The organism is Streptomyces carminius, assembly GCF_002794255.1.
GTDB classification, from domain to species: domain Bacteria; phylum Actinomycetota; class Actinomycetes; order Streptomycetales; family Streptomycetaceae; genus Streptomyces; species Streptomyces carminius.
The window spans coordinates 250985-277429 of record NZ_PGGW01000008.1 but is presented as its reverse complement, the minus strand read 5'-3'; the positions used below and the strand labels follow the sequence as shown (position 1 = coordinate 277429).

Sequence of the window (26445 nt, the reverse complement as noted above, 5' to 3'; positions counted from 1 at the left end):
GGGTCACGTACGAGAGGTCTGACGGATCCCCTTGCCCAGGAGTACGACAGCCACGGAACACGTGCTCCACGCCAGTACCGCTGCGCACAGGGCGGCTTCAGGTTCCGGGATCGCGTAGCCCGCCGAGGCCGTTCGCAGGTGGGGCTGAGAGGGCTTTGACAGAACTCGAACCGCCGTTCCCCGTCGCGTGGAGATCATTGCCCGACTGCGTGCACAGCGCAATCACGCAGGGCTCCAGACCCTCCGAAGCGGTGCCGCTCCGCCGGCCTGACCGGCTGCGGCGTCATGGGTCTTCTCGTCACTCCACAGCGCGGCCGATGAGTTCGTGGCTCCCGGCCGGTCCAAGCTCGTGACACCCCAGGAAAGGACACCGCCATGTCGGAGCTTCTCGTCGACTTCATCACCTCCCTCGACGGCCACGCATCGGGAGAGGGGTGGCCCGGGTTCTGGGGCCTGGAGGGCCCGGAGTACCTCGCATGGCTCGGCGAGCAGCCCGAGGCCACCTACCTGATGGGAGCGAACACCTACCGCCTGATGTCGGGCTTCGCCGCAGGCGAGGTCCCCGATGGCCAAGACGAGTTCAGGCCTGAGGAAGAGGCGTCCGTCGACGAGCTCACGCAAGCGTCCAAGGTGGTGTTCTCCTCCTCGCTCGAGGAGCCACTGACGTGGGCCAACTCCACGCTCGTCCGCGACGACGCCGTCGAGGCGGTCCGCGCCATGAAGTCCAGTGGCTCGGGGCTCCTCAGCACGATCGGCAGCCTCAGCCTGTGCCGGTCCCTGCTACGAGCCGGCCTCGTCGACCGCTTCCGGGTCGTGATGTTCCCGGTGATCACCGGGGCCACGGGCGAGGAACGCATCTACGACGGCTATCCGGACGTCGCCCTCGAGATGACCGAGCACCGCACCTTCGACGGCCGCATCCAGCTGGTCGAGTACAAGCCCCGCGTGCTCGAGCACCCGCCGCTCGGCGTCCCCGCGTAACGCCGCCCCGGCCTGGCGGCCTGGACGGCCGCCAGGCCGAACGAGACGGCCGCGTTCCACCCGCTGCTTGAGTCGCTGGACCTGGCCGGGGCGGTTCACGTGGGGACCAGCCCGGCATGCGCGATCAGGTCGGGGTCGTCGAATGCGGCGAACAGCCCCGCGGGCCTGTGGGAGACTTCCACTTCAGAGGTGCCTTGCCGATCGTGCGTGCTGGAAACGCAGGACCTCCCGGCATCGCAGGTCAGCAGGAACCTCTTTCTCTTTCTCCGTCCACAGGCCGACTATCGCGCGGTGGATCGAGTCTGAACACCGCGGACGCGACGGTGGCGGTTCCAGTGATCCCGGAACCGCCACCACACCCAGGAACAACGACCGCGCCGTGAGAGGGGCGAACGTCACGCTCTTCTCACGGCGCGGCGGACCGGACGTTGGGAACCCGGCAGGATTCATTGACCATGACCCAGGAAACCGACACGCGCACCACACCACTGGCCGTGTACCGCATCCTGCCTCCCTTCCGGGACGGTCTGCGCACCGTCATCGTCGACAGCGCACAACTGATCCGCTGGCAGCTGGGAGGCGACCCCGCCGACTTCCCCGAGCGCGTCGAGGCCGACTGGCAGGGCCCACCGGGATGGGAAGAGATCGACTACCCCTCCAGCAGCGTCGAGGCCCCGGTGCTGAGCCGACGCGTCGCCGACCGCGTCCGGGACCGCTTCACCACCGGCGGCCGTTTCCTCCCCCTGAACCTGCCCGGAACACCGGAAGGCGCCTACGAGCTGTACGTGCCGCTGCGCGTGGTCGACTGCCTCGACCAGGAGAAGTCCTCCCCACCGGCCGAACCCACCGGACTCATCGAAAGGGCCGTCTTCCACCCCGAGACCCTCCCCTTCCACCTGCCCGCCTTCCGGATCCCCGCCTTTCCCCACGGGACCTACTGGCACGGCTGGGCGGCCGACCTGCTGCGCGAGCTGGTCGGTGAGGACAACCTGGAGCTGCGCCTGGTGTGGTCCACCGACCCGGACACGCCCGTGCACCGCAACCCGATGTTCATCTGAGGCACCGGCCACCTCAAGGACCGGGCGCGGGAGCTCCGGCCCGTCTTCCAACTGGTGGACCCGGCCTCGCGCACCGACTGCGGGGCGCGGTGGACATCCCGCCGGGACCCGGACAGACGGCCGCCCGCACACCGTGTTCGGCGACATCCCGCCCGCCGAACACGAACCGACTGCCAGGACCACCAGCCTCGGAGCACACCAGAGCCTCCACCAATCCCGGAGCGATCATGACCGGCCTCGACGACCTGACCCGGCTCTGCCCCCCACCCGCCGACGTCCCAGCCGTGGACTGGCCGACCGTGGAGACCACCCTGGGCATGCGCCTGCCCGACGACTACAAACACCTGGCCGCCGCCTACGGACCCGGCGCGTTCTGCGACTTCCTCCACCTCCACCACCCCCACGCACCCACCCCGTGGGCCGACCTCACCGGACCCATGCCGACCACCCTGCGTGCCCAGCTCGCCCAGGGCCGCGACCAGGACACATTCCCCGTCCCCCACAACCCCGAGACCTTGTTCGCCATCGGGGTGACCGACAACGGCAACCACCTGTTCTGGGTCACCACCCCCCAGACCGCCCCCGACACCTGGCGTATCACCGTCAACGAGGCCCGCGGCCACACCTGGTACACCTTCGACGGCACCCTCACCGAGTTCCTCACCGCTACCCTCAGCAGGCGGGTACAGGTCCCCGCCTTCCCCGTCGGCCTCCTCGACGCGGGCCCCTCCTTCACCCCGTCCCCCATCCCCACCAGCCCCGTACCGGTGTCACCCCCCAGCCGTGGGAGGTACATCGACTCCCGGGCCGTCCGCGCATGGGCCCGCGCCAACGGCTACGACCTGCCCGACCGCGGACGCATCCCCGCACCGATCATCCGGGCCTGGGAAGAAGCCCACCCCGCCTGATCTCTGACCGGCACCTCCCGAAGGGCCGGGCACGGCTCCGGGGCACGGGGAGGAACACGCCGGTGAACGCCGCGGTCCGCGCGGCCCGCCGACAGCGGCACGACGCCGGCCGGCGGCCGTTCATCGTCATCCGGGAGCCCACCCGGGCCTGTCCGCCGGCCTTCCGGCACTGCCGTGCCGAGGCCGTACCCGACCGCGACCCGCGGGAGCCGGACAACGCCGCGGCGCAGGACCTCATACGGCAGATGGCCGCCTTCGGGCAAGCCCACCTCGCTGTCCGTCATCACCGGCGGAGACCCGTTCCAGCGCCCCGACCACGCCAGTCGTCCACGGCAAGGGACCGGCGTCCACGCCGCCGTCTCCCCCTCCGGCATTCCCGCCCTCACCGGGGAGCGGCTGCGCACCGTGCACGCCGCGGGTGCCGCCTGGCTCTCCCTCAGTCCGGACGGGTCCACGGCCGAGCCGCACGGCGCCTTCCGCGGTTCGACGGCGTCTGCCCCTGGACCCTGGACGCCTGGAGCACCGCCCGCGCCCCGGGCATGAAGGAACAGCGGTGTACGGGCCCGGAACGCCCGGCCGACTCCCCCGCTCCGGGTGCGGGTAGCCTCGGCGGGACAGCCGTCGAACGGACCGCCGCGGTTCCCGGTACCGGCCGACCGGCGTACCGGTGCCGGGTCCGCTCCCCATGTCCGGAGGAACACAGCGTGACAGAACTGGCCGCCCGGCTGTGGCATCTCCTGGGCGGGCCGCTGCAGTGGCGCCTCCAGTGGCTCGCGCACGCCAAGTTCATGGCCGGTGTCACCGGCGTCGTGCGGGACGCGGAGGGCAGGGTGCTCCTCCTCAGACACCGCCTGTGGCACCGGGACCGTCCGTGGGGTCTCCCGACGGGGTACGCCGCCAGGGGCGAGACCTTCCAGGACACGGTCGTGCGCGAGGTGCGCGAGGAGACCGGGCTCGAGGTCCGCGTCGGCGAACTCGTCCGTCTCAGAAGCGGGTACCGGCTGCGGATGGAGGCGGCCTACGAGGCCGAACTCGTCGGCGGCACCCTCCGGATCGACCCCCGGGAGATCCTGGAGGCGAGGTGGTTCCCGCCCGACGACCTCCCCGGGGGACTGCAGGAGTCCCATCGGCCTCTGATCACGCGCCGGCCGGGCTGATTCCGGCCGGACCGGCCGCGCGGCGTACAGTGGCGGGCATGGCGACCGGCATACCGGGGATCCCCGGTCTGGAGGCGGTGCGGCACCGGCTGGGCGCGGAGCTGTTCGCCCGGGTGGCGGGACCGGAGGGGCCGGCGAACCGGATCCGTATCCACGAGTCGCCCGGTTCCCGGTGGTTCGGACCCGGCCGGCCGATCCGGACGGTGCACGGTGACGCCGCCATGTTCGCGGGAGGCCTGCGGGCGCTGCTGCTGCAGTCCCTGCACCCACTGGCCATGGCCGCGGTCGCGGCCCACTCGGGATACCGGGGCGATCCCTGGGGCCGGCTCCAGCGCACCAGCACCTTCCTGGCGGTGACGACCTTCGGCACCGCCGAGGACGCCCACCGGGCGGTGGCACGGGTCAGGGCGGCGCACCGGCGGGTGCGCGGCCGCACTCCGGACGGCCAGGAGTACGCGGCCTGCGATCCACGGCTGCTCGGCTGGGTGCACGCGGCCGAGGTCGACAGCTTCCTGCGGGCCCACCGGCGCTACGGTGCCCGGCCGCTGGAGGAGGCCGCCTACGACGGGTACGTCGCGGACGCCGCCCGGGTGGCCGCCGCGCTCGGGGTCCCGGATCCGCCCACCGACCAGGCCGGGCTCGCCGCCCGGCTGGAGAGCTACCGTCCCGAGCTGCGGGCCACGGCGCAGGCCCGGGACGCCGCCCGGTTCCTGCTCCTGCGGCCTCCGCTGCCCTGGGCCGCGCGCCCGCCGTACGCCGTGCTCGCCGCCGGTGCCGTGACCCTGCTCCCCCGCTGGGCCCGCGGCCCGCTGCGGCTGCCGTACCTCCCCTTCGTGGAGGAGGCCGCCGTACGCCCGGCGGGCCGGACCCTGACCAGGACGATCCGCTGGGCCATGGCACCACCGGCACCACCGGCACCACCGCCGCGGCCGTCCGCCGGCGGTGCGGAGCGGCCGGGCCGGTGACGGGCGGAGGTCAGGAGGCCTGGTCTCCGCCGTCCTCCCGGCCGGCCGTCCTGGGAGACTTTCCCTGGAGGCGGTCGATCATCTGCGACGCCCGGGCCTTCGTCAGGTCCTCGGGGACATCCTCCCCCGCCTCCCGGGCGAGTGTCCGCAGATAGCTCAGTTGCGGGCCGGTCGCCGGTTCCTCTCCCGTGACCCAGTCGTCGACGTCCTTGTCCGGATTCTGTTCCGTCATGTCCGGCCGGGTACCCCCGTCTCCGCCACTGTCACCTCCCGGCCGCGCGGCCCCTGCCCGGGCACGGGGAGGCACCCGTCCGGCGCCGGCCGCTCCGTTCGTCAGCGCCTGCGGCTGCGGGCGGTCCAGCCGCCTCCGACCCCTGCCACGTGCAGGGCCAGCAGACCCAGTCCCAGGAGCATGAGGTTGGTGGACGAGAACACGTCGTTCGTCGAGAGCTCCGCCGCGTTGATCAGGAACGCGATGAAGAACAGCACGGCCGCCACGATGCCCAGCATGGACTCTCCCCTGTTCGAGTGATGACTCGGTGTGAACACCGTCTGCCCCGTGTCCACCGGCGGACACCCGCTTCCCGTGCCGCCGGGGTGCCGCGGGGCCCGGGCGGAGGCGGTCCCGTCCCGTCTCACCGGTATCCGAAGTTCTGTGTCCACCAGGCCACCGGTGCGCCCGGGGCCAGGAACACGCCCACGCCGATCGCGCGGAACAGCGGGTTGAGGATGTTCACCCGGTGCCCGGGGCTGTTCATCCAGGCCACCACCACCGCCATGGCGTTCGGGTCGAGCACGGCGATGTTCTCGGCGGCGGGATACGGGTAGCCGGCCGCCGACATGCGCTCGTCGGGGGCCACGCCCTCGGGGGTGAGGTGGCTGAAGAAGGCCCGCTCCGCCATGTCCCGGCTGTGCGCGCGGGAGGACAGCCGCAGCCGCTCCTCGGTGCGCAGCCGTACCAGACCGCGCTCGGCGCGTTCCTGGTTGACCAGGGTCACCACGTCGTCCTCGAGGGCTTCCCGGCGGGTTCTCACCAGCGGCCGCGCGGGGTCCGGCGCCGCGGCCGGGACGGTGCCGGTGCCGGTGCCGGTGAACCGCAGCCGGGACCCGCCGTCCCCGGACCACTGCGGATCCCATCCCTCCTCGTCCTCCTCGCCCTGCCCGTTCCGTCCGTTCTCCCCGCTTCCCGCCCAGTGGTACCGGTGCCCCGCCATGAGAACCCGCTTCCCGTTCCGGCCCGAACGCGCGCACCATTGTCGCTCACGGGGCGGCCGGCGGAGAGCGGGGCCGGACGGGCAGCGCGTGCCCGCCCGTTCAGCGCGGCGGGGACAGGCGCAGGCCCGCGGTGACCAGCTTGCGGACGGCGACCACGGCCGCGGCCGCGGCGACGGTGTCCCAGGCCGGGTCGCCGGCCAGCCGCAGCAGTCCCGCCGCGATCAGGAAGTCCAGCAGGACGGCCAGTGCGGGCATGAGCCGCCGGGCCGCCACGAGGACCACCGCGGCCGACACCAGGCCGAAGGCCGTGACCGCCAGGGCGGCCCAGTGCGTCGCGGTGGTCATGACGGCACCGCGGCGCGGGAGCCGCCGGCCCCTTCCTTTCCCTTCTCCCCGCGGCCGTCCCGCTCGATCTCGGCACGCTCGCTGGCGATCTCACGGCCGAGGAAGAAGTTCAGGGCGGTACGGATCGCGGCGATCGCGGCGAGCTGTCCGATCTCGGTGAAGCTCGGCGCGATCGCCGTGCGCAGCACGTCCCCGGCGAGCTGGAACTCCAGGCCCAGTACCAGGAACCGGCCCAGGGAGAGCCGGATCCTGGTGAACTGACGCTCCACCCCGCCGCCGCCGCGCACCCCCGCCAGCAGGAAACGTCCGAACGCCCAGACCGCGCCCACGAAGATGATCACCGCACCGGCCGCCTCCACCAGTCTCACCAGCAGGTCGACGGCTTCCCGGAGGGTGGACTCGGGCAGCACTTCCCATGATGCGTTCATGAGCCGCGCGTACCCGGATCGGTCCGGTCGGCACGGTGATCGTCCGGGATTCCAAGAAGAACGGGAGGCCGGATCACCCGCTGCCGGGGCCGGGCTGTCAGTGCCCGCGCCTATGTTCCTCACATCGCCGGACCGGCCGCACGGCAGCCGGTCACACCCAACACCCTTCCCTGCTCGCGCCCGGAGAAAGGCCCGTCATGTCCGTTGCCACCGAGTCGACCACCTATCTGGAGCTGTCCGAGGAGGGCGCGGGCGCGCACAAGTTCTACGAGGTGCGGCACCACGGCACCGAGGTGACCATCTCCTTCGGCCGGATCGGCGAGCAGGGCCAGACCCGCACCACCGGTTACGCCAGCGCCGAGAAGGCCGCGGCGGTGGCCGCCCGCAAGGTCGGCGAGAAGGTCCGGAAGGGCTACGCCCCGGCGGTGCGCGGGGTGCGCGGGCGCCGCCCGGTCACCCGGCGCGAGATCGCCAGCAGCCGTTCCACGGCCCGGCAGGCGCCGGTGCTGTGGCGGTTCCGTTCCGGGGCACCGGCCTTCGGCGTCTTCGTCGACGACGACCACGCCTGGGTCGGCAACCAGGACGGGGACGTGTTCACCCTCACCCACGACGGCGAGGTCACCAGCCGTTTCGGCCTTCCCGACGGCGTCAAGTGCATCGTCGCCGACGACTTCTGGATCTACGCCGGCTGCGACGACGGCCGCGTCTACGACCTGGGCGGCAAGGTCCCGCACGTGGCCTACGAGATAGCCGCCGACGTCGACATCTACTGGCTGGACATCCACGACGGGCTCCTGGGCGTCTCCGACGCCCAGGGCGGTGTCACCACCGTCGACCACGAGGACGACTTCCAGTGGCGCCGCTCGGGCACCGGCACCCACGCCTGGATGGTCCGCTGCGACGAGGACGGGGTCTTCCACGGCGACTCCCGCGGCGTGGCCCGGTACGCGGCCCGCGACGGCGCGCCCCTGTGGTCGGTTCCCACCCAGGGGCCGGTGCTGTTCGGCTGGCAGGAGGCCGACGAGGTCTTCGCCGGCACCGGTCGGGGCCAGGTCTACCGGCTGGCCAAGGACGACGGCGCGGTGCGGGCCCGCTACCGCTGCGACGCCGCGGTGTTCTCCTGCGCCGCCTCGCCCGACGGCCGGTACGTCTTCGCCGGCGACAACCACTCCTCCGTGTACTGCTTCACCGCCGACGGCACCCGGCTGTGGAAGCTGGGCACCGGGTGCGGTTCGGCCTACTCCATGCAGTACCGCGACGAGCGTCTCTACCTCGTCACCACCGACGGCTCACTGGCCTGCGTCGACGCCTCCGAGAGCGCGGTCCGCCGGGCCGAGGGCGGGCAGTTGCCCCGCACCGCCGACGTCAAGGCCACCGGGTGGGAACGCGTCACGCCCTCGCAGGAGGTGGAGACGGTCCACGTCTCCGCCGGCGCACCGGTGGACGGTGTGGTCGTGGAGTGCGTCCAGGAGGGCCCCCGCACCCGGGTGCGGGTCGTCTCCCCCGGCTACGACCCCGCCTGGCGCGTCCAGTTCCCCAAGGACATCCGCGTTCCCGGCGCCCGGTACGTCGTCTCCGAGGTCCATGTGGCCGCCCGCGGCGACTTCTACCGGGCCCGTGGCGACATCAGGCGCCTGCTCTGAGCCGGGCCGCCGGCGGGCTCCGGGCGGCCGCGGCGCGCGTACCGCCCGGGGCCGACCCCGACCACCCGCCGGAAGTGGCGGGTCAGGTGCGACTGGTCGCAGAACCCGGCGGCCACCGCCGCCTCCGGCACCGGCAGACCGGCCAGCAGCAGCCCGCGTGCCAGGTCCACCCGGCGCGTGGTCAGGTACCGGTGCGGCGGCATGCCGTACTCCCGGCCGAAGGCCCGCACCAGGTGCGAGGGGTGGGCGTGGAGCAGCCGCGCCGCCTCGGCCAGGGTCAGGCCCGCCGTGACCCTGGCGTCCAGCAGGTCGCGCAGCCGGTGGGCGAGCCCCGCGTCCCGCCGGTCCGGCACCGCGCCGGCCGTCCGGCGCAGGTGGCCCTCCAGCCGCTCGCAGATCAGCACCAGCCTGCTCTCCGCCTCCAGTTCCTCACCGGGCAGCGTCAGCGCGGTATGCAGGCCGTGCACACGGCGCCGCAGCAGCGGGTCGCGCAGTTCGGGCCGGTCCACCGCCGTACCGATCAGACGCTCGTCGAGCCGGTCCCCGTCCAGGTAGACGACGCGCTTGCGGAAGCCGTGCGCGGTGGCGGCCGTCCCGTTGTGGGGGACGTGCGGCGGGAGCAGGGTGACGATGTCGCCGGGGGCGCCGTGCTCGTGCCGGTCCAGGTCGTAGCGGACCACTCCGTCGTCCACGATCAGCAGGGTCCAGGTGCCGTGCACGTGCATCGGGTAGGCGTGGTCGGTGAAGCGCGCGTGGAAGACCTCCGCGACGCCCGCCACGGACGGACGCCAGGCATGGATCTCGGCCATGCAAGGAACGTACAAGACCGCGCCGCGCCGTGCGCGGGAGGCTGCGGGCCATGGAAACTCAGCACGGGAGGACCGGCGGCACGGACACCGGGGACGGCACCCCGGCCCCGCCCGCCGTCCGCTTCGACACCAAGATCGCCGTACTCCTCCGCGAAGACCTCGCCGTATGGCAGCGCCTCAACGTGACCGCGTTCCTGGTCAGCGGACTCGGCACGGGGTACCCCGAGGTGGTGGGCGAGCCGTACGCCGACGCCGACGGCACCGCCTATCTGCCGATGTTCCGGCAGCCCGTGCTCGTCTTCGAGGGCACGAAGGAGGTCCTGGGGTCCGCGCACACCCGTGCCCTCGGCCGCCGTCTGCCGCTGTCCGTCTTCACCTCGGACCTGTTCTCCACCGGCAACGACGACGACAACCGGGCGGCGGTGCGGGCGGTCCCGGCGGGCCTGCTCGATCTGGTGGGACTCGCGGTGTACGGGCCGCGCAACGCCGTCGACAAGGTCCTCAAGGGCGCCCGGATGCATCCCTGACCGGGGACGTTCCTGACCGGGGCGGAGCGGCGGACGCGCCCCGCCCACCGCACGGCGGTGCGGTGGGCGGGGCGCGTCCGCCGGGCGGAGCGGGTGCTCAGCCGGAGATCCCGTGCGGGCCGTGGGACGTCACCAGGTGTGTGCGACGTCCACGACCAGGCGGTCACCGGTCTGGAACACCCGGAACGGCAGTCTGGCGCGTACGCCCAGACCCACCTGGGTCTGCCCCTCGAAGCTGGCCCCGAACCTGGTGTCCCGGAAGGTCCGGTACCCGGTGAGGTCCACCCCCGGGAGCGGCTGTCCGGCCCTCGCGGCGTAGACGGCCTCGCCCGTCTCCGGGTCGTAGCTGGGCGCGGTCACATGGATCTGCAGGATGGCACCGCCCTTGACCGGGATCGGCTTGCCGGAGCCGTCCTGGTGGAAGACGTCGACGTAGCCGACGTGGTAGCCGAGCTCCTCCGTCGTGCCGGTGACGTCGAAGACCATGCGGTCGTAGCACTCGTGCGCACCGGTCCTGATGTTCTTCAGCGGCTCGGCCTGCGAGTGGCCGGCCGACTTCAGGCCGCTGCCCCACCCGGTCGAGCAGACCGCGGCGGACGCTCCCGTCCGGCCGTCCGCGGCCCAGGCCGTCCCGGCCGTCCCCGTCACCGCGGTGCCCGCCAGCGCGAGCACCGCGGCCGCCGTTCTCAGCAGTCGCATGTCCTACCCCCCGTGATCGTCCGTGTACGGCTGTATACGGTGGGACACCTGACAGGGCGTCATGGTTGCCCGGAACAACGGTAATCGGACAGCTTCGGGGCGACATGGCGCAAAAGGAGCCCCGGCGGAGGGCGCCGGGAGCCGCTAGGGTCCGGCGCGTGGAGGCACACAGCACCGATGAAGTGACGTTTCGTCTTCTGGGGCCGGTGCGGGCGTGGCGCGGCGGTACGGAGCTCGGACTCGGCCCGCCCCAGCAGCGGGCGGTGCTGGCCGCGCTGCTGCTGCGGCGGGGACGCCCGGTCACCGCCGGGAGACTGGCGGAGGCGCTGTGGGGCCACCGTCCGCCGCCGGGCGCGGCCGCGACCCTGCGGGCCTACCTGTCCCGGTTGCGCACGGCACTGGAGCCGCGCCGGCCCGCCGGTCGGCCCCCGGCACTGCTGGTCTCCACCCCCGCCGGTTACGTGCTGGACGTCCCGCCCTCCGCCGTGGACCTGGAGGTGTTCGAGCAGCGGGTGGCACACGCCCGGCGACTGCGTTCCGAAGGCGATCCGGCCGGGGCCGGGGAGCTGCTGCGCGAGGCCCTGGAGTCCTGGCCGGGCACCCCGCTGGCGGGAGTGCCCGGACCGCTGGCCCACACCGAGCGCGCCCGGCTCGACGAGCGGCGCCTGACGGTGCTGGAGACCTCGCTCGGGGTGGATCTGGAACTGGGCCGCCACCACGAGCTGGTGGCCCGGCTGCGGGCACTGTGCGCCGACCATCCGCTGCGGGAGGGGCTGTGGGAACTGCTGATCCTGGCCCTGTACCGCTGCGGACGGCGGGCGGAGGCGCTGGAGAGCTACCAGGACCTCCGGCGCGCCCTGGCCGCCGAACTCGGCGCCGAGCCGGGTCCCGCGCTGCGCCGTACGTACGCCGGGCTGCTGGCCGCCTCCCGGGCACCGGCCGGGTCCGCCCCGGCCGGGTCCGCGGCCGTCGGTCCGGAGGCCGGGCACACCGGCGGTACGGCCCGGCCGGCCGGCCGCGGGCCGGCCCCGGACGGCCGCGCCGGGACGGCCGGCGCGGCGCGCCCCTGCCAGCTGCCCGCCGCGCTCACCACGTTCGCGGGCCGGGAGGCCGAGCTGGCCCGGGTCCACGCGCTGCTCCCGGCGGGCCGGGAGCCGTCCACCGTGGTCATCAGCGCCATCGGCGGGATGGCCGGAATCGGCAAGACGACACTGGCCGTGCACTTCGCCCACCGGATCGCGGACCGCTTCCCCGACGGGCAGCTCTACATCAACCTCCGGGGCTTCGATCCCGGCGGCGCCGCGCTGGATCCCGCCGAGGCCGTCCGCGCGTTCCTCGTCGCCCTCGGGGTCCCGCCGCAGCGCCTCCCCGCCGACGCCGCCGCGCAGACCGCGCTCTACCGCAGCATGCTGGCCGACCGCAGGGTGCTGATCGTCCTGGACAACGCCCGGGACTCCCGGCAGGTCCGGCCCCTGCTGCCGGGTACGGCCGGCTGCCTGGTCATCGTCACCAGCCGGGACCAGCTGGCGGGGCTGGTCGCGGCCGAGGGCGCGCATCCGGTGCCCCTGGACCTGCTCTCCGACGAGGAGGCCGAGCAGCTCCTGGCCCGCCGGATCGGGCGGGAGCGGACGGCGGCCGAACCGGAGGCGGTGCGGGAGATCGTCCGGCGGTGCGCGCGGCTGCCGCTGGCGCTGGCCGTCGTGGCCGCCCGGGCCGCCACCCATCCGCACTTCGGGCTGCGCGCCATCGCCGAGGAGCTGCGGGAGGGCCCCGGCGGTCTGGACGCGTTCGCCGGCGGCGAGGCGGCCGCCGACGCCCGGACGGTCTTCTCCTGGTCCTACCGCGCGCTGCCGCCCGAAGCGGCCCGGCTCTTCCGGCTGCTGGCGCTGCATCCCGGCCCGGAGATCTCCGTCTCCGCGGCGGCCGCCCTGGCGGGACTCGAACCGCGCCGGGTCCGGGTGCCGCTGGCGGCGCTGACCGGTGCCCATCTGCTGGTCCAGCGTGCACCGGGCCGCTACACCTGCCACGACCTGCTGCGCGTCTACGCCGCCGAGCTACTGGACGAGACCGACGGCGAGGCCGAGCGGCGGGCGGCGCTGCGCCGGATGTTCGACCACTGTCTGCACACCGCGTACGGCGTGCTGACGCTGTTCCATCCGCAGCGCGACACGATCGAGCTGCCCGGGGCGGTGACCGGGGCCGTGCCCGAGGTGTTCGGCGACCGGCGCCGGGCCATGGCCTGGCTGGAGGCCGAGCGGCAGGTGCTGGTCACCGCCGTCTCCCGGGCCGCCGCCACCGGTTTCCCCGCACAGTCCTGGCAGCTCGCCTTCACCCTCGACCTGTTCCTGGACCGGCTGGGTCACTGGCACGCCCAGCACACCGTCCAGCAGGCCGCGCTGGACGCCGCCCGCGGCGCCGGGGACCGGCTCGGGGCGGCGTACGCCGAGCGCGCGCTGGGCTTCGCCTGCATGCGGCTGGAGCGGGAGGAGGAGGCCGCCCGGCACCTGCACGGAGCGCTGGAGGCGTTCGGCGCGCTCGGCGAGCCCCTCGGACAGGCCCGGACACACCGTCTGCTGGCCTTCGCGGCCAACCGCGACAAGCGCCACCAGGACGCGCTGGAGCACTACCGGCAGGCACTCGGGCTGTACCGCGCGGCCGGTTACCGCAGCGGCCGGGCCAGCGTCCTCAACGAGGTCGGCTGGACCCACATCCTGCTCGGCGAGCACCGGGAGGCGCTGGAGCAGTGCGCGCGTGCGGTCGCACTGCACCGGGAGACGGGCGACCGCAACGGGGAGGCCGCCGCGCAGGACAGCCTCGGCTACGCACTGCACCACCTGGGGAGGTACCAGGAGGCCCTCGGCTGCTTCGACCGGGCACTGCGCCTCTACCTCGACCTGGGCGACCGCTATCTGCAGGCCGACACCCTCGTCCACATCGGGGACACCCGGCACGCGGCGGGAGACCGACCGGCGGCCCGTTCGGCCTGGCGGCGGGCCCTGGACATCCTGGTGGAGTTCGACCACCCCGACACCGAGGAGGTCCGGGAGCGCCTGCACCGGCTCGGCCCGGAAGAACCGGAGAGTACCGGGGCGGCGGGAACGGAGGCGGGCGGGGCGCCGACGGCGGACGGGACGGGCCGGTGAACGGGAGAGCCGCCCCGGCCGGCGGACGTACCGCGGGCCGGTGGCGGCGGCCTCGCGCGGGCCGGGAGAGGTCCCGCGCGCGGCGCTCCCGGCTACGCTGGTGCGCGCACGCCCCGGCTCCCCGGGCGGTCCGAAAGGCCCCGACCCCACCGCCCCGTTCCGGCCCGGCTCCCCCACACGGCCGCGCCCGGCACGGCGGGAGCCGCGGTGTCCGAAGCCGGAAGGAGAACCCCTGGCCCGGCGGCCACCGGGAGGCCCCGGCACTGTTCAAGTGCGACGGCGTGTACTTCATGCTCACCTCCGGCGCGACCGGCTGGCGCCCCAACCAGCAGAAGTACGCCACCTCCCTCTCCGGCGGCTGGAGCGGCATGCGCGACATCGGCGACTCCACCGCCTACGGCTCCCAGACCACGTTCGTGCTGCCCGTCCAGGGCGGCCGGGGGTCCCTACGAGACGCTGGCCGCCCGGCACAGCGGCAAGTGCGCCGACGTGCGGGACCAGTCGCCGAAGGAGGGCGCCGAGGTCGTCCAGTACGACTGCACCGGCGGCGTCAACCAGCAGTGGCGCAGGGCCGCCTGGGCCGCGGCCGGCCCGACACCCGGCCGGGACGGTGCGACCGTCCGGTCCCGCCGTCCGGTCCGGCTCCGTGACGGAGCCGGCCGGGACGGCGGGGTCAGCGGCGCGTCCGCGTGGCCTCGGTCTGCAGCAGGCGGGGGGAGCCGGTGAAGCCGTGGCGGGTGTAGACCGGGACGGCCCGGACGCTGGAGTGGACCGTGACGCGTTCGGCCCCGAGCCCGCGGGCGAGGTCCACGACGGCGTCGACGAGCAGGCCGCCCAGCCCGGCGTCCCGTTCCCCGGGCACCACGTACACGCTCTGCACGTCGCCCGAGAACCGCTCCGGCGCGTGCGGGGTGGGCACCCGGGGGACGAGCGCCAGCCAGGCCATGCCGAGCACCGCCTCGCCGCGGACCGCGACCAGGCAGCGGTGGGAGGCGGCGTTGCGCCGTGCCCAGTCGGTGAAGTGACGCACGAACTCCTCGCGGGTACCGGCGGGCTCCCTGCCGTTCTCCATCGCCCACCGCCGGCGCAACTCGGCGACGGCGGCCAGTTCACCGGCCCGCGCGGGCCGGATGTCGATGCCGGTGAGGATGTCGGTCATGCCGCCATCGTGGCATGGGCCCGGGCCCCGGGGTCCGCCGTACCGCCGAAGGCGGTACGGCGGACCGGACGGGCGGCGACCACCGTGCCGACGCCGTCGTCGCGGCGCTGGAGACCGGCCTCCCGGCAGGCTCTCCCCCGGCGGGCGGTAGGCGGTAGGCGGCCGGAATCGTTCCTTCCGGGGCGGCCCGGCCACCCCTCCGGCGACCGTCCGGCCGGACACCCCTTACCCGGCCATGGAGAGGCCGCGGAGGGCCGCCGTCCATTTCAAGCCACCGCGCATGTGCCCGACACACGGGACGTCGGCCGCACCCGGAAGCCCGCCTCCGCGACACAGGTGATGGAGCACCCGCCGCCTGCGTTCCACTCCTTCCCCGCGCACCTTCTCTCCTGGTCACCGCCCGGGCCGGGGAGGCCGGTTTACGCCTGTCGGGGCGGGGCACCCGTCCCTACACTGGGAGCGCTCCCACAGCAAGGGTCCGAAGGCCGCCCGCACCTCAGAGCGCAAAAGCCTTCACGCAGAGTCGCATCACCACCCCGCCAGCCGCACCTTCGCGGAACGGCGTCCTTCCCCCGAGGCGACGCGGTTCCGGATGTGCTCTCCGCGAGCGAGCCGGCGTACGGCCGGGCTCCGGGAAGGCCGTGGTCCAGCGGAGTCGGGAAGAGCCGGCACACCGTGTCCGAGCGCGTCCCCGGTACGGCGCGGGGTCCTCCGCCACACCCGTACGACCGATTGGAGACCCCATGCTCGGTGTTCTTGCCGCCGGCGGAACCGTCGCGGCGTTATCCGCCTCGCTGCTGTCCCCCCAGGCCGCCCCCGCCGAGACCACGGCGCCGCCCGCGGGCGCGGCGATCGAGGTCGCGACCGTCAACGGCTCGGGATGCCCGGCCGGGACGGCCGGAGTCACGGTCTCGGGCCGGGACTCCTTCACCGTGACCTACGACGACTACCTCGTCCAGGTGGGCCCGGTCGCCACGCCCACCGAGTTCCGCAAGAACTGCCAGATCAGCCTGGAGATCGCGGTCCCCGCGGGCTACACCTACGCCATCTCCGGCGTGCAGAACCGCGGTTACGCCTATCTGCAGTCGGGGGCCAGCGCCCTCCAGCAGACGACCTACTACATCCAGGGCAGCGCCGGGACCGTGACCACCTCCCAGGAGTTCGACGGTCCGTACCGCAGCTCCTGGAGCAGCACGGACTCGCTGGGGAGCGACGAGCTCGTCTGGGCGCCGTGCGGCCAGCGGCGGAACCTCAACATCAACACCGAACTGCGGGTGTACAGCGGGTCCTCGTCGAGGGACGCGGTCAGCTTCATGGCGATGCGCTCGACGAGCACCGCGGGCAGTTCCTTCGACATCGTCTGGAAGCAGTGCTGACCCCCGCCGGATGACGCACTCGCGCGGGCAACGGAGCGCCGGGCGGACAGCCGCGGGCGCACCACCGCCGCCCGCCCGGCCGGACCCTCGGGTCCGGCCGGGCGGGCGGCTCCGTCCTCAGGCCGCCGGGGTGATCAGCCCGTAGTCGCCGTCGTGGCGGTGGTGGAGCAGATTGCCGCGCCCGGTGGCGATGTCGACGAAGAACACGAACGGCAGTCCGGTCGCCTCCAGTCGCCAGGCCGCCTCCTCCACTCCCATACGGGGTGCCGGGATCCCGCTGACCTCCAGCGCCACGCCCGACGGGTGGTCGGCCGGCAGCGGCACCGGCAGTCCCCCGTGGGCCCGCGCCAGCCGGTAGCCGCCGGCGCCGGTCCGGTAGACCACGCTGTCGACGCCCGAGACGGCGTCGGTGAACAGGTGGAAGTCGTACTCCAGGGCCTCCAGTTCCTCCACGGCCTCCGCCGGTGTCCGGCCGGGAAGGCCGAAGGACCGGTGACGCACGATCCGGCGGCCGGTCACCGGACGCGGCAGATCGTACGGCACCCGGCCGCGGTGCGGCCGGCCGTGGTCGCACACCCGGGCCAGCCGGCCGGCCAGCCGGTCCCGCAGCAGGTCGATCGCCTCGGGCATCGTGTCCGCGGCGACCTGGGCCCGCACCAGGTGCCCGTTGACGTCCACGTTCACCTGGGCGACCGCCGGCTGCCGGACGGAGGTGCCCGAGGCCAGGCTCAGCTTCACCCGGGTGTCCAGAACCGGCTCCCTGAGCTTGCCCAGGGCCGCCAGCACCTTGGTGCGGGCGTACTCCTCCGTGCCGCCGGGCATGTCACCGCGGGTCTCCACCCGGACCGGGGGGACGGGACGCGTCTGCGATCGGTTCATGGTCTCCTCCTGCCGTTGTGGCACCACCAGCTTCGCCGCCGGGTGATCGATCGCAGGAGAGCCGAAGGTCCCGCCGCCCGGTACCGTCCGTCCCCGCCGCGCGTACCGGACGGCCCCGGTCACCGCCCGGTGCCTGCGGAGGGGACGGCGGTGCTCCCCCTCCGGAACGGATACCGGCCGCCTGCCCCGGCACCGCCCCGGCCCACCCGGCGCCCCACCGGCTCGTCCCCGGCACCGGGGCGCCCGCTGCCCGCGGTCTGCCGCGGGGCACGGTGACGCCGGGTCGGCGGGAGGGCGGGCCGCCCTCCCGCCGACCACGTTCACCGCACTGCGCGCGGCACACCCCTACGGACCTGCCGGTGTCCGGACACGGCACCGCGGCAGCGGGCACGGACGATGCCCGCGCCCCCCTGCACCTGTTCGCGGCCGGTGAGCCGGGGGCGCCCGCCTCAGGACGGGCCCGCCGCCGGACCGCGGAAGGTGGCGCGGTAGGCGGTGGGTGTCACACCGAGCGCCTGCTGCATGTGCCGGCGGAGCGAGACCGCCGTGCCGAAGCCCGCCTCGACGGCGATCCGGTCGACGGACAGGTCGGTCTCCTCCAGCAGTTGGCGGGCGCGCACGATGCGCTGCTGGGCGAGCCACTGCCCGGCGGTGACGCCCGTCTCCTCCCGGAAGCGGCGGGTGAAGCTCCGCACGCTCGTGGACTCCCGGGCGGCCAGCTCCTCCAGTGTGACGGGGCGGTCGAGGTTCTCCAGCGCCCAGGCGCGGGCGGCGCCGGTGGAGGACCGCCGCGGCTCGGGCACGGGCCGCGGGATGTACTGGGCCTGTCCCCCGTCGCGGTGCGGCGGTACGACCGTGGCGCGGGCCACCGCGTTGGCGACGGCCGCGCCGTGGTCGCGGCGGATCATGTGCAGGCACAGGTCGATCCCGGCCGCCTCCCCGGCGGAGGTGAGCACCTCGCCCTCGTCGGTGTAGAGGACGTCCGGGTCGAGCCGGACCGCCGGATACACCCGCCGGAAGCGTTCGGCCGACTTCCAGTGGGTGGTGGCCCGGCGGCCGTCGAGCAGCCCGGCGGCCGCGAGCACGAAGGCACCGGTGCAGACCGAGGCGATCCGGGTGCCCGGCCGGACGCGCGCGAGGGCGTCGGCGAGCGGGCCCGGCAGCCGCCCCTCCCCCACCTGCCCGTCCTCGTCCCCCTCCGCTCCGTGCGCGGCCGGGACAAGTACCGTGTCGGCCTCCGCCAGGGCGTCCGGACCGTACGCGACGTACACGGAGAAGTCCGCGGTGGTGCGGACCTCTCCTGGTCCGAGCGCGCAGGTGACGACCTGGTACAACGGTGTGCCGTCGGCTCCGGCGGCCGCGCCGAACAGCTGGTGGACCAGGCCCAGTTCCATCGGCAGCAGACCGTGGCGGACCAGGACCGCCACCCGGTGCCGCCCGGATTCCGTGAAGACGTCCATGGCCAGATCCTTTCACATGTCGTCCATCCGGCCACTCGTCGGCGCGGGAGCGGCCGAACAGCATGGGCACATGACACAGACGATCACGACTCCGTCCGCCACCCGCGGCGGGCGGGTGCACCGGGCCTGGTGGATCGCCGCCGCGGCCGCGCTGACCGTCATGGCCGCGGGCGCCTTCGGCACCATGCCCGGTCTGCTGGTCACCCCGCTGCACCGGGACCTCGGCTGGTCGCGCGGCTCGATCGGTTTCGCCGTGTGGGTGAACATGGCCGTCAGCGGGCTGGTCGCGCCCTTCGCCACGGCCCTGATGGACCGGTTGGGGCTCCGCCGGGTGGCCGCGGGCGCCCTTGTCGCCGTCGGCGCCGGCGCGGCGCTGACGGCGGTCATGACCCAGCCCTGGCAGTTGACGCTCTACTGGGGGTTCCTGGTCGGTCTGGGCTGCGGTTCCGTCGCGATGGGCTTCGCGGCGGTCGTGGTCCAGCGCTGGTTCGGCGCGCGGCGCGGCCTGGTCACCGGTGTCCTGACGGGGGCGGGCGTCTTCGGGCAGTTCGCCTTCCTGCCGCTGCTGTCCTGGGGCGTCGACCGGTACCAGTGGCGTCCGGTCACGGTGACGGTGGCGCTGGCCGCCCTGGCCCTCGTCCCGCTCGCGTGGCTGCTGCTGCGCGACCATCCGGCCGACCTCGGCCTGCGGCCCTACGGGAGCGGCGGGTCCGTCCCCCGGCCGGCTCCGGTCCCGGGCGCCGCCCGGCGTACGGTGGCGGTGCTGCGCGCGGCGGCCCGGACCCGTACGTTCTGGCTGCTAGCGGGCACTTTCGCCATCTGCGGCGCGTCGACCAACGGCGTCATGTGGACCGGTTTCGTGCCCGCGGCGCACGACCACGGCATGCCGACCACGGTCGCGGCCGGGCTGCTCTCGCTCATCGGCGTCTTCAACGTGGCGGGCACGGTCCTGTCCGGCTGGCTCACCGACCGCCACGATCCCCGGCTGCTGCTCTCGTGCTACTACGGGATGCGCGCGCTCTCGCTGGTGTGCCTGCCCTACCTGCTCGGGCCGGAGGCCCACTGGCCCCTGATTGCCTTCGTCGTCTTCTTCGGGCTGCTCGACGTGGCCACCGTGCCGCCGACGATCGCGCTCTCGGCCGTCCGGGAGGTCTACGGGGAGCGAAGCGGCGCGATCGTGTTCGGCTGGACACTCGCCTTCCACCAGGTGGGCGCCGGGCTGATGGCCTTCGCCGGCGGCCTGCTGCGGGACTCCCTCGGCTCCTACGACCTCGTCTGGTTCGGCTCCGCCCTGCTGTGCGCGGTGGCGGCCCTGCTGGCGGCGGCGATCGGCCGGCCCGGTCCGGCGGCCGGAGCCCCGGGTGAGCGGGTGAGCGGGTGAGCGGGTGAGCGGGTGAGCGGGTGAGCGGGTGAGCGGGTGAGCGGCGGGACCGTACCGGCCCCTGTCGCCCTGCCTCCTGTTCCCGGCCGCCGCCCCGGCGCCCCGGTGCCGGGTGGTCACCGGCCCGTCGGCAGTGGCCGCGGCCCGGGGGCCGGTCGCGGCGGGGCGACGGCCCGGAGGGTCTCGCGCGGGCAGACGCTCCCGCCCGCCAGGATCGACCGGTGCGCGCGGCGCAGCCCCTCTCCGGGGCCGGCCCCCCGTTCGGTGCGGAGCCGCAGGCTCATGTCGCGGTAGGCCCGGAGGGCGGCGCCGGGATCGCCCTCCAGACACAGCGCGCACATCAGCAGCAGCTGCAGGCGCTCCCGCAACGGGTACCGGGTGAGCAGCCCGCGCAGCTCCGCGGCGGCGCCCTGGTGCCTGCCCAGGGCCAGGGCCGTCGCGAGCCGCCCCTCGTGGAGGGTGAGACGTACCTCCGCCATCCGCCGTGACTCGCCGAGCAGCGTCAGGGAGGAGGACGTGCCCGCCGCCGGGAGGGGATCCCCCCGCCAGAGCCGCAGGGCCGCGCGGAACAGTTCGAGGGCTCTCACCAGGTCCTCCTCGCGCAGTGCCTCGGCGGCGGCGGCCCGGAGATCCATCATCTCCGGGAAGTCGCACTCCTCGGGGGCCAGACCGAGACGGTAGGCGCCCGGCCCGTACGCCAGCCGGGCGTCTCCGCCGGGGGTGGCCGTCCGCAGGATCCGGCGGATCCGCCACACGTAGGTCTGGATGTTGGCCGCGCCGGAGGCCGGTGCACCGTCTCCCCACAGGAACTCCCCGATCAGGGGGACTCCGACCGGCCTGCCCTCCCATAACGCCAGCAGCGTCACCAGCAGTGCCGGTTTCGTCCCCGTCACCGGCAGGACCGCGCCGTCGTCCGCGATGATCTTCGGCCGGCCCAGGATCTCGATTCTCAACAGGCACCTCGTCGGCGGGGGAGCGGGTCGTCGGTGTGCGGGAGCGGCCGGGCCGCGGACGGCGTCCCGCGGGCCCGGTGGGTCCTCGCCCCGCTGTGCCGCCGGTGGTGCCCGGGACAGGTACCCGCCCGGGAACATACCGCTTGCCCGCCGGCTCCTCCGCGGGACCGGCGAACGTGTCCGGACACCTGCCGGAACGTACCCGTTCGGGGCGCGGGAGTGCCTGTTTCCGGCCCGGTCGGCCCGGTCGGCGCCTTCAGGGGCGGCCGCGCGGCCCGGCCGGGCCGGTGGGGTGCCGGGCGGGACTCAGCAGATGCGGGGCAGCTGCTCGCCCAGCGGCAGGTCCACCACCCGGGTACCGCCCAGTCCGGTACGGGCCACCACCATCCCCGGGTGGTCCGCCACGCACTCCCCGATCAGGGTGGCGCCGGCGCCGTGCGGGTGGGCACGCATCGCGGCGAGGACGGCGTCGGCGTGCTCCCGGGGGACAAAGGCCACCAGCAGTCCTTCGTTGGCCACGTACAACGGGTCCAGACCGAGGAACCCGCAGGCGTTCGCCACCGCCTCGGGCACGGGCAGGTCGCGTTCGGCCAGGACGATGCCGGTGCCGGAGGCCGCGGCGATCTCGTTCAGCACGGCGCCCAGCCCGCCGCGGGTGGGGTCGCGCAGTGCGTGGATGTCCGGGGTGACCGCCAGCATCGCCTGTACCAGGCCGCCCAGGGGCGCGGTGTCACTGCAGATCTCCACCCCGAATTCCAGGCCCTCGCGGACGCTCATGACGGCCACCCCGTGCAGCCCGAGAGGTCCGCTGACGATCACCGCGTCGCCGGGTGCGGCGCGCTGCGGGCGGATGTCGACGCCCTCGGGGACCAGTCCGATCCCGGCGGTGTTGACGTAGACGCCGTCACCGTGGCCGGTGTCGACCACCTTGGTGTCACCGGTGACGACCGCGACGTCCGCGGCCGCCGCGGCGGTGCCGATCGCCTGCGCCACCCGGCGCAGGACCGTCATGTCGGTGCCCTCCTCGACGATGAGCGCGCACGACAGGAAGGCGGCCCGCGCGCCGCTCATGGCCAGGTCGTTGACCGTGCCGTTGACCGCCAGGTCGCCGATGCTCCCGCCGGGGAAGAACATCGGCCGCACCACGTAGGAGTCGGTGGACATCGCCAGCCGGGCGCCGCCCAGTGTCACCTGGGCGCAGTCGCCGAGCGCGGCAAGCGTCTCGTTGCCGTAGGCGGGGACGAGGAGGTGTTCCACCAGTTCGGCGGAGAGCGCCCCTCCCCCGCCGTGTCCCATGACGACCACCGGGTGGTCGCGCAGCGGGGCGGGGCAGGACCAGTTCGCCGGGTCCGCCGGCGCGGGGTCGCCGGCCGACGCCGGCGCGCAGGGGCCGGTGTACGGGTCGGTGTAGGGGTCGGTGCCGTCAGCCAACGGAGGTCGCCTCCCGTTCCGTGCTCCCGGCCGTCGTTCCGCCGGTCGTTCCCGCCGGACGGTCCAGGCGCCGGTAGAGGTGGTAGGCGGCGCAGGCGCCCTCGCTGGAGACCATGGTGGCGCCCAGCGGGTTGCGCGGGGTGCAGGTGGTGCCGAAGGCGGCGCACTCGTTGGGTTTGATCAGCCCCTGGAGCACCTCGCCGCTGCGGCAGACCTCGGACTCCCGGGCTGTCAGCTCCGTGACGGAGAAACGGTGTTCGGCGTCGTACTCACGGAACGCCCTGGACAGCCGCCAGCCGCTGCCGGGGATCACCCCGATGCCGCGCCAGGCCCGGTCGGTGACCTCGAAGACCTCCTGGAGCATCCGCCGGGCGGCGGGGTTGCCCGCCTCCCGCACCGCGCGGGGGTAGGCGTTCTCCACCCGGTGCTCCCCGCGTTCGAGCTGGTGGACGGCGCGGCGTACGCCCTCCAGGATGTCCAGCGGTTCGAAGCCGGTGACCACCACGGGGACCTTGTGGCGCTCGGCCAGACCGGGGTACTCGGCGGTGCCCATCACACTGCACACGTGGCCGGCGGCCAGGAAGGCCTGGACCCGGCAGTGCGGCGCTTTCATGATCGCCTCGATGGCGGGCGGCACGCGCACATGCGAGATGAGCACGCTGAAGTTGCGGATGCCGTGCCGCCGCGCCTCGTGGACGGCCATCGCGTTGGCGGGCGCGGTGGTCTCGAAGCCGACGCCGAAGAAGACCACCTCCTTCTCCGGGTGCCGCCGGGCGATGTCCAGGGCGTCCAGCGGCGAGTAGACCACCCGTACGTCGCCCCCGGCGCCCTTGACGCGGAACAGGTCGCGTTCGCTGCCGGGCACCCGGAGCATGTCGCCGAAGGAGCAGAAGACCACCCCGGGGCGGGAGGCGATCTCCAGCGCCTTGTCGATCATCTCCAGGGGGGTCACGCAGACCGGGCAGCCGGGGCCGTGGATGAGCTCGACGGCCCCGGGAAGCAGCTGGTCGATGCCGTGGCGGATGATCGAGTGGGTCTGGCCGCCGCAGACCTCCATCATGGTCCAGGGCCGGGTGACGGTGGCGTGGATGTCCTCCAGGAGCCGCCGTGCCAGCGCGGGGTCGTTGAACTCGTCGATGTACTTCACCGGTTGCCCTCCTGTACCGCCGGTGCGGGGGCGGGCTCCGGGCGGCCCGCCGCCCCGGCCTCGGCCGCCGCGCGCTCCCAGGCGTCGCCGAACTCCTCCTCCAGGAGCCCGAGTTGTTCGAACAGTTCCAGCGAGGCCCGGGCCGACTCCTCGTCCAGCCGCTGGAGCGCGAAGCCCACGTGGACGATCACGTACTCGCCCGTCTCCACCTCGGGCAGATAGGCCAGGCACACGTCCTTCTCCACTCCGCCGAAGTCGACCCGCGCCATGCGCGTGCCGTCCCGTTCCTCGATCCCGGTCACCCTGCCGGGCACCGCCAGGCACATACGTGTTCTCCGTCCGTCGTCGTGGGGGTGGGGTCGGTTCCGCCGCCGGGTGGTCCCCGGCGATCCGGTGCCCGCCGGGTCACGGGGCACCGGCGCGGGCCGCCACCAGGAGCTGCCCGAGGGCCAGTCCGCCGTCCCCGGGCGGTACCCGGTGGTGCCGCAGCACCGTGAACCCGGCCGCGCGCAGCCGCCGTTCGCACTCCTGGTCCAGCAGCGCGTTGGCGAACACCCCGCCGGTCAGGGCGGCGACGGTCGTACCGGTCCGCCGGCGCGCCAGCCGGCAGGCCGCCTCCACCGCTTCCGCCACGGCCCGGTGGAAGCGGGCGGCGATCACCGGGGGCGGAGTGCCGGAGCGCAGGTCGGCGACGGCGGCGCGCAGGACGGGGGCCGGGTCGAGCAGCGCCGGGAACCCGTCGCCGCCGGGTGCGGGGCGCAGCGCGAAGGAGTAGCCGGGACCGCCGTCCGCCCAGGCCCGGGCGGCGGCCGCCTCCAGGGCGACGGCGGCCTGCGCCTCGTGGCCGGCCCGGTGGCACAGGCCCGCCAGGGAGGCCATGGCGTCGAACAGCCGTCCCATGCTGGAGGTCGGTACGCAGGCCAGGCCGCGCTCCAGTTGCCGGGCGAGCACCCGGCGCTCCTCGGGCGGGCAGGCGGCCGTGCACGGCAGGTCCGCGTCCCAGGGCAGGCCGGCGGAGCGCAGCTGGGACAGCGCCATCCGGCAGGGGTTGGCGACCCCGGCGTCGCCGCCGGGCAGCGGTACGTACGCCAGGTGCGCCAGCCGGCGGTGGCGGGCGTAGTCGGCGAGCAGCACCTCGCCGCCCCAGACGGCGCCGTCGTCGCCGTGGCCGGTGCCGTCGAAGGCGACGCCGATGACGGGGGCACTGCCGTCCAGCCCGTTCTCGGCCATGACGGAGGCGATGTGGGCGTGGTGGTGCTGGACCAGGCGCGGCGGTGGCCCGCCGACGGCGCGGGCGCGGGCGCGGGCCCAGCGTGTGGACCGGTAGCCGGGGTGGCGGTCGGCGGCCAGCACCTTCGGGTCGACCCCGGTCAGGACCCGCATCCGCCGCTCGGCGCCGTCCAGGGCGCGCAGGGCGGCCGGGCCGTCCAGGTCCCCGAGGTGCGGGGCGAACCAGGCGGTTCGGCCCTCGCCCAGGCACAGCGCGTTCTTCAGGTCGCCGCCGGCCGCCAGCGCGGGCAGCAGGGGCACGGGCAGTTCGATCGGGTCGGGGACGTACCCGCGGGAGCGGCGGAGCACGACCTCGCCGCCGTCCGGGCGGACGCGCACCACGGAGTCGTCGCAGGGGGACGCGATGGGCCGGTCGTGCCACAGCCAGGCGTCGGCGATGCCGGCCAGCCGGTCCAGCGCCTCGCGGTCGCTGGTCACGATGGGCTCACCGGAGCGGTTGCCGCTGGTCATCACCAGCACCGCCGGTCCGGGGGCGTCCCCGGGCAGGCCGAGGAGCAGCCGGTGCAGCGGGGTGTAGGGCAGCAGCACCCCCACGTCGGGGCTGCCGTCGCAGACGCCGGGGGCCAGTGGGTCCGGCCCGCCGTCGGTGCGGCGGCGCAGCAGCACGATGGGGCGGTGGCGGCCGGCCAAGACGCGGCGCTCGGCCGCCCCGAGGTGGGCGAGGCGGGCGGCGGCGCCGGGATCGGGGCACATCACCGCGAAGGGTTTCGTCCCGCGTGCCTTGCGCTCGCGCAGGGCGGCGACGGCAGCGGGGTTCGTGGCGTCGCAGGCCAGGTGGTAGCCGCCGAGGCCCTTGACGGCAACGACCGCGCCGTCGGCCAGCAGCAGACGGGCGGCCGCGAGCGCCGCCGCGCCCTCGGCGGCGGGCCCGCCCGGGGCGCCGGGCGGGCCGGAGGCGCTGCCGGCGGGGGTCAGCCGCAGCCGGGGGCCGCAGTCGTGGCAGGCGACGGGCTGGGCGTGGAAGCGGCGGTCGGCGGGGTCGGCGTACTCGCGGGCGCAGGCCGGGCAGAGGAGGAAGGCGGCCATGGTGGTGGCCGCCCGGTCGTAGGGCAGCGCGGTGGCGATGGTGAACCGCGGGCCGCAGTGGGTGCAGGTGATGAACGGGTGGCGGTGGCGGCGGTCGGCCGGGTCGGCCAGCTCGCGCAGGCAGTCCGCGCAGGTGGCGGTGTCGGGCGGAATCCGGGTGCGGCCCTCGCCGTACCGCGAGGGCCGGATGGTGAACTCCGCCTCCGGCCGCGCGACGCCCAGTGGGGGCACGGTCTCACAGGTCACCGAGGAGACCACGGCCAGGGGCGGGGGCCGCTCCGCGACGCGTCGGCAGAACGCCTCCACCGCGTCGGCGCCGCCCTCCACCTCGGCGACGACGCCGCCGGCGGTGTTGGCCACGTGCCCGGTCAGGCCCAGTTCGCGGGCCAGGGCGTGGACGTAGGGGCGGAACCCCACGCCCTGGACGGTGCCGCCCACCGTGACCCGGCGACGGACCGTGCCGGG

Annotated in this window: 26 protein-coding genes; 11 read left to right on the top strand and 15 right to left on the bottom strand. The window is 74.6% G+C overall.

Annotated elements, in window-relative coordinates; genetic code table 11:
* Nucleotides 1-375 precede the first annotated feature (375 nt).
* The 5 genes from CUT44_RS02120 to CUT44_RS02100 all read left to right on the top strand — a co-directional run bounded on the left by CUT44_RS02120 (nt 376) and on the right by CUT44_RS02100 (nt 5069).
* On the top strand, nt 376-981 hold the full coding sequence (locus CUT44_RS02120; RefSeq protein WP_100200347.1) for a dihydrofolate reductase family protein: 606 nt from the start codon (nt 376-378) through the stop codon (nt 979-981).
* 455 nt (nt 982-1436) lie between these two features.
* Entirely contained in the window at nt 1437-2039 is a 603-nt protein-coding gene (locus CUT44_RS02115; protein ID WP_100200346.1) for a hypothetical protein, read from the top strand.
* Between the two features lie 227 nt (nt 2040-2266).
* On the top strand, nt 2267-2947 hold the full coding sequence (locus tag CUT44_RS02110) for an Lsr2 family DNA-binding protein (RefSeq protein WP_100200345.1): 681 nt from the start codon (nt 2267-2269) through the stop codon (nt 2945-2947).
* A gap of 704 nt (nt 2948-3651) precedes the next feature.
* A complete protein-coding gene (locus CUT44_RS33400) occupies nt 3652-4104 on the top strand; it encodes an NUDIX domain-containing protein (protein WP_233221115.1) in 453 nt (150 codons plus the stop codon).
* 38 nt (nt 4105-4142) lie between these two features.
* Complete coding sequence (locus CUT44_RS02100; RefSeq protein ID WP_100200344.1) at nt 4143-5069, top strand: oxygenase MpaB family protein; 927 nt, start codon at nt 4143-4145, stop codon at nt 5067-5069.
* A gap of 10 nt (nt 5070-5079) precedes the next feature.
* On the opposite strand, the gene CUT44_RS02095 is transcribed toward CUT44_RS02100, so the two are convergent.
* The 5 genes from CUT44_RS02095 to CUT44_RS02075 form a co-directional block, all read right to left on the bottom strand.
* Nucleotides 5080-5301, bottom strand: a complete 222-nt coding sequence (locus tag CUT44_RS02095) for a DUF3072 domain-containing protein (RefSeq protein ID WP_100200343.1) — start codon at nt 5299-5301, stop codon at nt 5080-5082.
* 101 nt (nt 5302-5402) lie between these two features.
* A complete protein-coding gene (locus CUT44_RS02090) occupies nt 5403-5579 on the bottom strand; it encodes a hypothetical protein (protein WP_100200342.1) in 177 nt (58 codons plus the stop codon).
* Nucleotides 5580-5704: 125 nt separating this feature from the next.
* On the bottom strand, nt 5705-6283 hold the full coding sequence (locus tag CUT44_RS02085; protein ID WP_100200341.1) for a CAP domain-containing protein: 579 nt from the start codon (nt 6281-6283) through the stop codon (nt 5705-5707).
* Between the two features lie 100 nt (nt 6284-6383).
* On the bottom strand, nt 6384-6629 hold the full coding sequence (locus tag CUT44_RS02080; protein ID WP_100200340.1) for a DUF1622 domain-containing protein: 246 nt from the start codon (nt 6627-6629) through the stop codon (nt 6384-6386).
* The gene (locus tag CUT44_RS02075; RefSeq protein WP_100200339.1) at nt 6626-7057 is read right to left on the bottom strand and encodes a DUF1622 domain-containing protein; all 432 of its coding nucleotides are present in this window, start codon (nt 7055-7057) and stop codon (nt 6626-6628) included. Before CUT44_RS02075 ends, CUT44_RS02080 begins: the two co-directional genes overlap by 4 nt.
* Nucleotides 7058-7254: 197 nt before the next feature.
* Here CUT44_RS02075 and CUT44_RS02070 point away from each other — a divergent pair, with 197 nt between their 5' ends.
* Nucleotides 7255-8700 (top strand): WGR domain-containing protein, encoded by a 1446-nt coding sequence (locus CUT44_RS02070; RefSeq protein ID WP_100200338.1) that lies wholly within the window; start codon nt 7255-7257, stop codon nt 8698-8700.
* On the opposite strand, the gene CUT44_RS02065 is transcribed toward CUT44_RS02070, so the two are convergent.
* The gene (locus tag CUT44_RS02065; protein WP_100200337.1) at nt 8664-9509 is read right to left on the bottom strand and encodes an AraC family transcriptional regulator; all 846 of its coding nucleotides are present in this window, start codon (nt 9507-9509) and stop codon (nt 8664-8666) included. The genes CUT44_RS02070 and CUT44_RS02065 overlap by 37 nt on opposite strands.
* A gap of 50 nt (nt 9510-9559) precedes the next feature.
* Here CUT44_RS02065 and CUT44_RS02060 point away from each other — a divergent pair, with 50 nt between their 5' ends.
* Nucleotides 9560-10036, top strand: a complete 477-nt coding sequence (locus CUT44_RS02060; RefSeq protein WP_100200336.1) for a DUF2000 domain-containing protein — start codon at nt 9560-9562, stop codon at nt 10034-10036.
* A 129-nt stretch (nt 10037-10165) separates the two neighbouring features.
* Here the strand turns inward: CUT44_RS02060 and CUT44_RS02055 are convergent, their stop codons facing one another.
* Entirely contained in the window at nt 10166-10735 is a 570-nt protein-coding gene (locus tag CUT44_RS02055; RefSeq protein WP_100200335.1) for an AMIN-like domain-containing (lipo)protein, read from the bottom strand.
* Nucleotides 10736-10917: 182 nt separating this feature from the next.
* On the opposite strand from CUT44_RS02055, the gene CUT44_RS02050 reads away from it, so the two are divergent.
* Both CUT44_RS02050 and CUT44_RS34795 read left to right on the top strand, forming a co-directional pair.
* Nucleotides 10918-13878, top strand: a complete 2961-nt coding sequence (locus CUT44_RS02050) for an AfsR/SARP family transcriptional regulator (RefSeq protein WP_233221114.1) — start codon at nt 10918-10920, stop codon at nt 13876-13878.
* Nucleotides 13879-14085: 207 nt separating this feature from the next.
* Entirely contained in the window at nt 14086-14604 is a 519-nt protein-coding gene (locus CUT44_RS34795) for an RICIN domain-containing protein (RefSeq protein ID WP_408646697.1), read from the top strand.
* Here the strand turns inward: CUT44_RS34795 and CUT44_RS02040 are convergent.
* A complete protein-coding gene (locus CUT44_RS02040) occupies nt 14552-15037 on the bottom strand; it encodes a GNAT family N-acetyltransferase (protein WP_100200333.1) in 486 nt (161 codons plus the stop codon). The genes CUT44_RS34795 and CUT44_RS02040 overlap by 53 nt on opposite strands.
* Nucleotides 15038-15780: 743 nt before the next feature.
* Here CUT44_RS02040 and CUT44_RS02035 point away from each other — a divergent pair.
* Nucleotides 15781-16413: a DUF4360 domain-containing protein gene (locus CUT44_RS02035; protein ID WP_100200332.1), complete on the top strand. Its 633-nt coding sequence runs from the start codon at nt 15781-15783 to the stop codon at nt 16411-16413.
* Nucleotides 16414-16530: 117 nt separating this feature from the next.
* Here CUT44_RS02035 and CUT44_RS02030 read toward each other — a convergent pair whose 3' ends face one another.
* Together CUT44_RS02030 and CUT44_RS02025 are read right to left on the bottom strand one after the other, a co-directional pair.
* Complete coding sequence (locus CUT44_RS02030) at nt 16531-17292, bottom strand: sigma 54 modulation/S30EA ribosomal C-terminal domain-containing protein (RefSeq protein WP_100200401.1); 762 nt, start codon at nt 17290-17292, stop codon at nt 16531-16533.
* 449 nt (nt 17293-17741) lie between these two features.
* A complete protein-coding gene (locus CUT44_RS02025) occupies nt 17742-18752 on the bottom strand; it encodes a GlxA family transcriptional regulator (RefSeq protein ID WP_100200331.1) in 1011 nt (336 codons plus the stop codon).
* Between the two features lie 70 nt (nt 18753-18822).
* Here CUT44_RS02025 and CUT44_RS02020 point away from each other — a divergent pair, with 70 nt between their 5' ends.
* Complete coding sequence (locus CUT44_RS02020; protein ID WP_100200330.1) at nt 18823-20133, top strand: MFS transporter; 1311 nt, start codon at nt 18823-18825, stop codon at nt 20131-20133.
* A gap of 116 nt (nt 20134-20249) precedes the next feature.
* Here the strand turns inward: CUT44_RS02020 and CUT44_RS02015 are convergent, their stop codons facing one another.
* The 5 genes from CUT44_RS02015 to hypF all read right to left on the bottom strand — a co-directional run bounded on the left by CUT44_RS02015 (nt 20250) and on the right by hypF (nt 26418).
* Nucleotides 20250-21086, bottom strand: a complete 837-nt coding sequence (locus CUT44_RS02015; protein ID WP_158239555.1) for an AfsR/SARP family transcriptional regulator — start codon at nt 21084-21086, stop codon at nt 20250-20252.
* Between the two features lie 306 nt (nt 21087-21392).
* Nucleotides 21393-22382 (bottom strand): hydrogenase expression/formation protein HypE, encoded by a 990-nt coding sequence (hypE, locus tag CUT44_RS02010; RefSeq protein ID WP_100200400.1) that lies wholly within the window; start codon nt 22380-22382, stop codon nt 21393-21395.
* Nucleotides 22383-22509: 127 nt separating this feature from the next.
* The gene (hypD, locus tag CUT44_RS02005) at nt 22510-23664 is read right to left on the bottom strand and encodes a hydrogenase formation protein HypD (protein WP_100200328.1); all 1155 of its coding nucleotides are present in this window, start codon (nt 23662-23664) and stop codon (nt 22510-22512) included.
* On the bottom strand, nt 23661-23990 hold the full coding sequence (locus CUT44_RS02000) for a HypC/HybG/HupF family hydrogenase formation chaperone (RefSeq protein WP_100200327.1): 330 nt from the start codon (nt 23988-23990) through the stop codon (nt 23661-23663). Before CUT44_RS02000 ends, hypD begins: the two co-directional genes overlap by 4 nt.
* A 79-nt stretch (nt 23991-24069) precedes the next feature.
* Nucleotides 24070-26418, bottom strand: a complete 2349-nt coding sequence (hypF, locus tag CUT44_RS01995) for a carbamoyltransferase HypF (protein ID WP_233221125.1) — start codon at nt 26416-26418, stop codon at nt 24070-24072.
* Between the last annotated feature and the right edge of the window lie 27 nt (nt 26419-26445).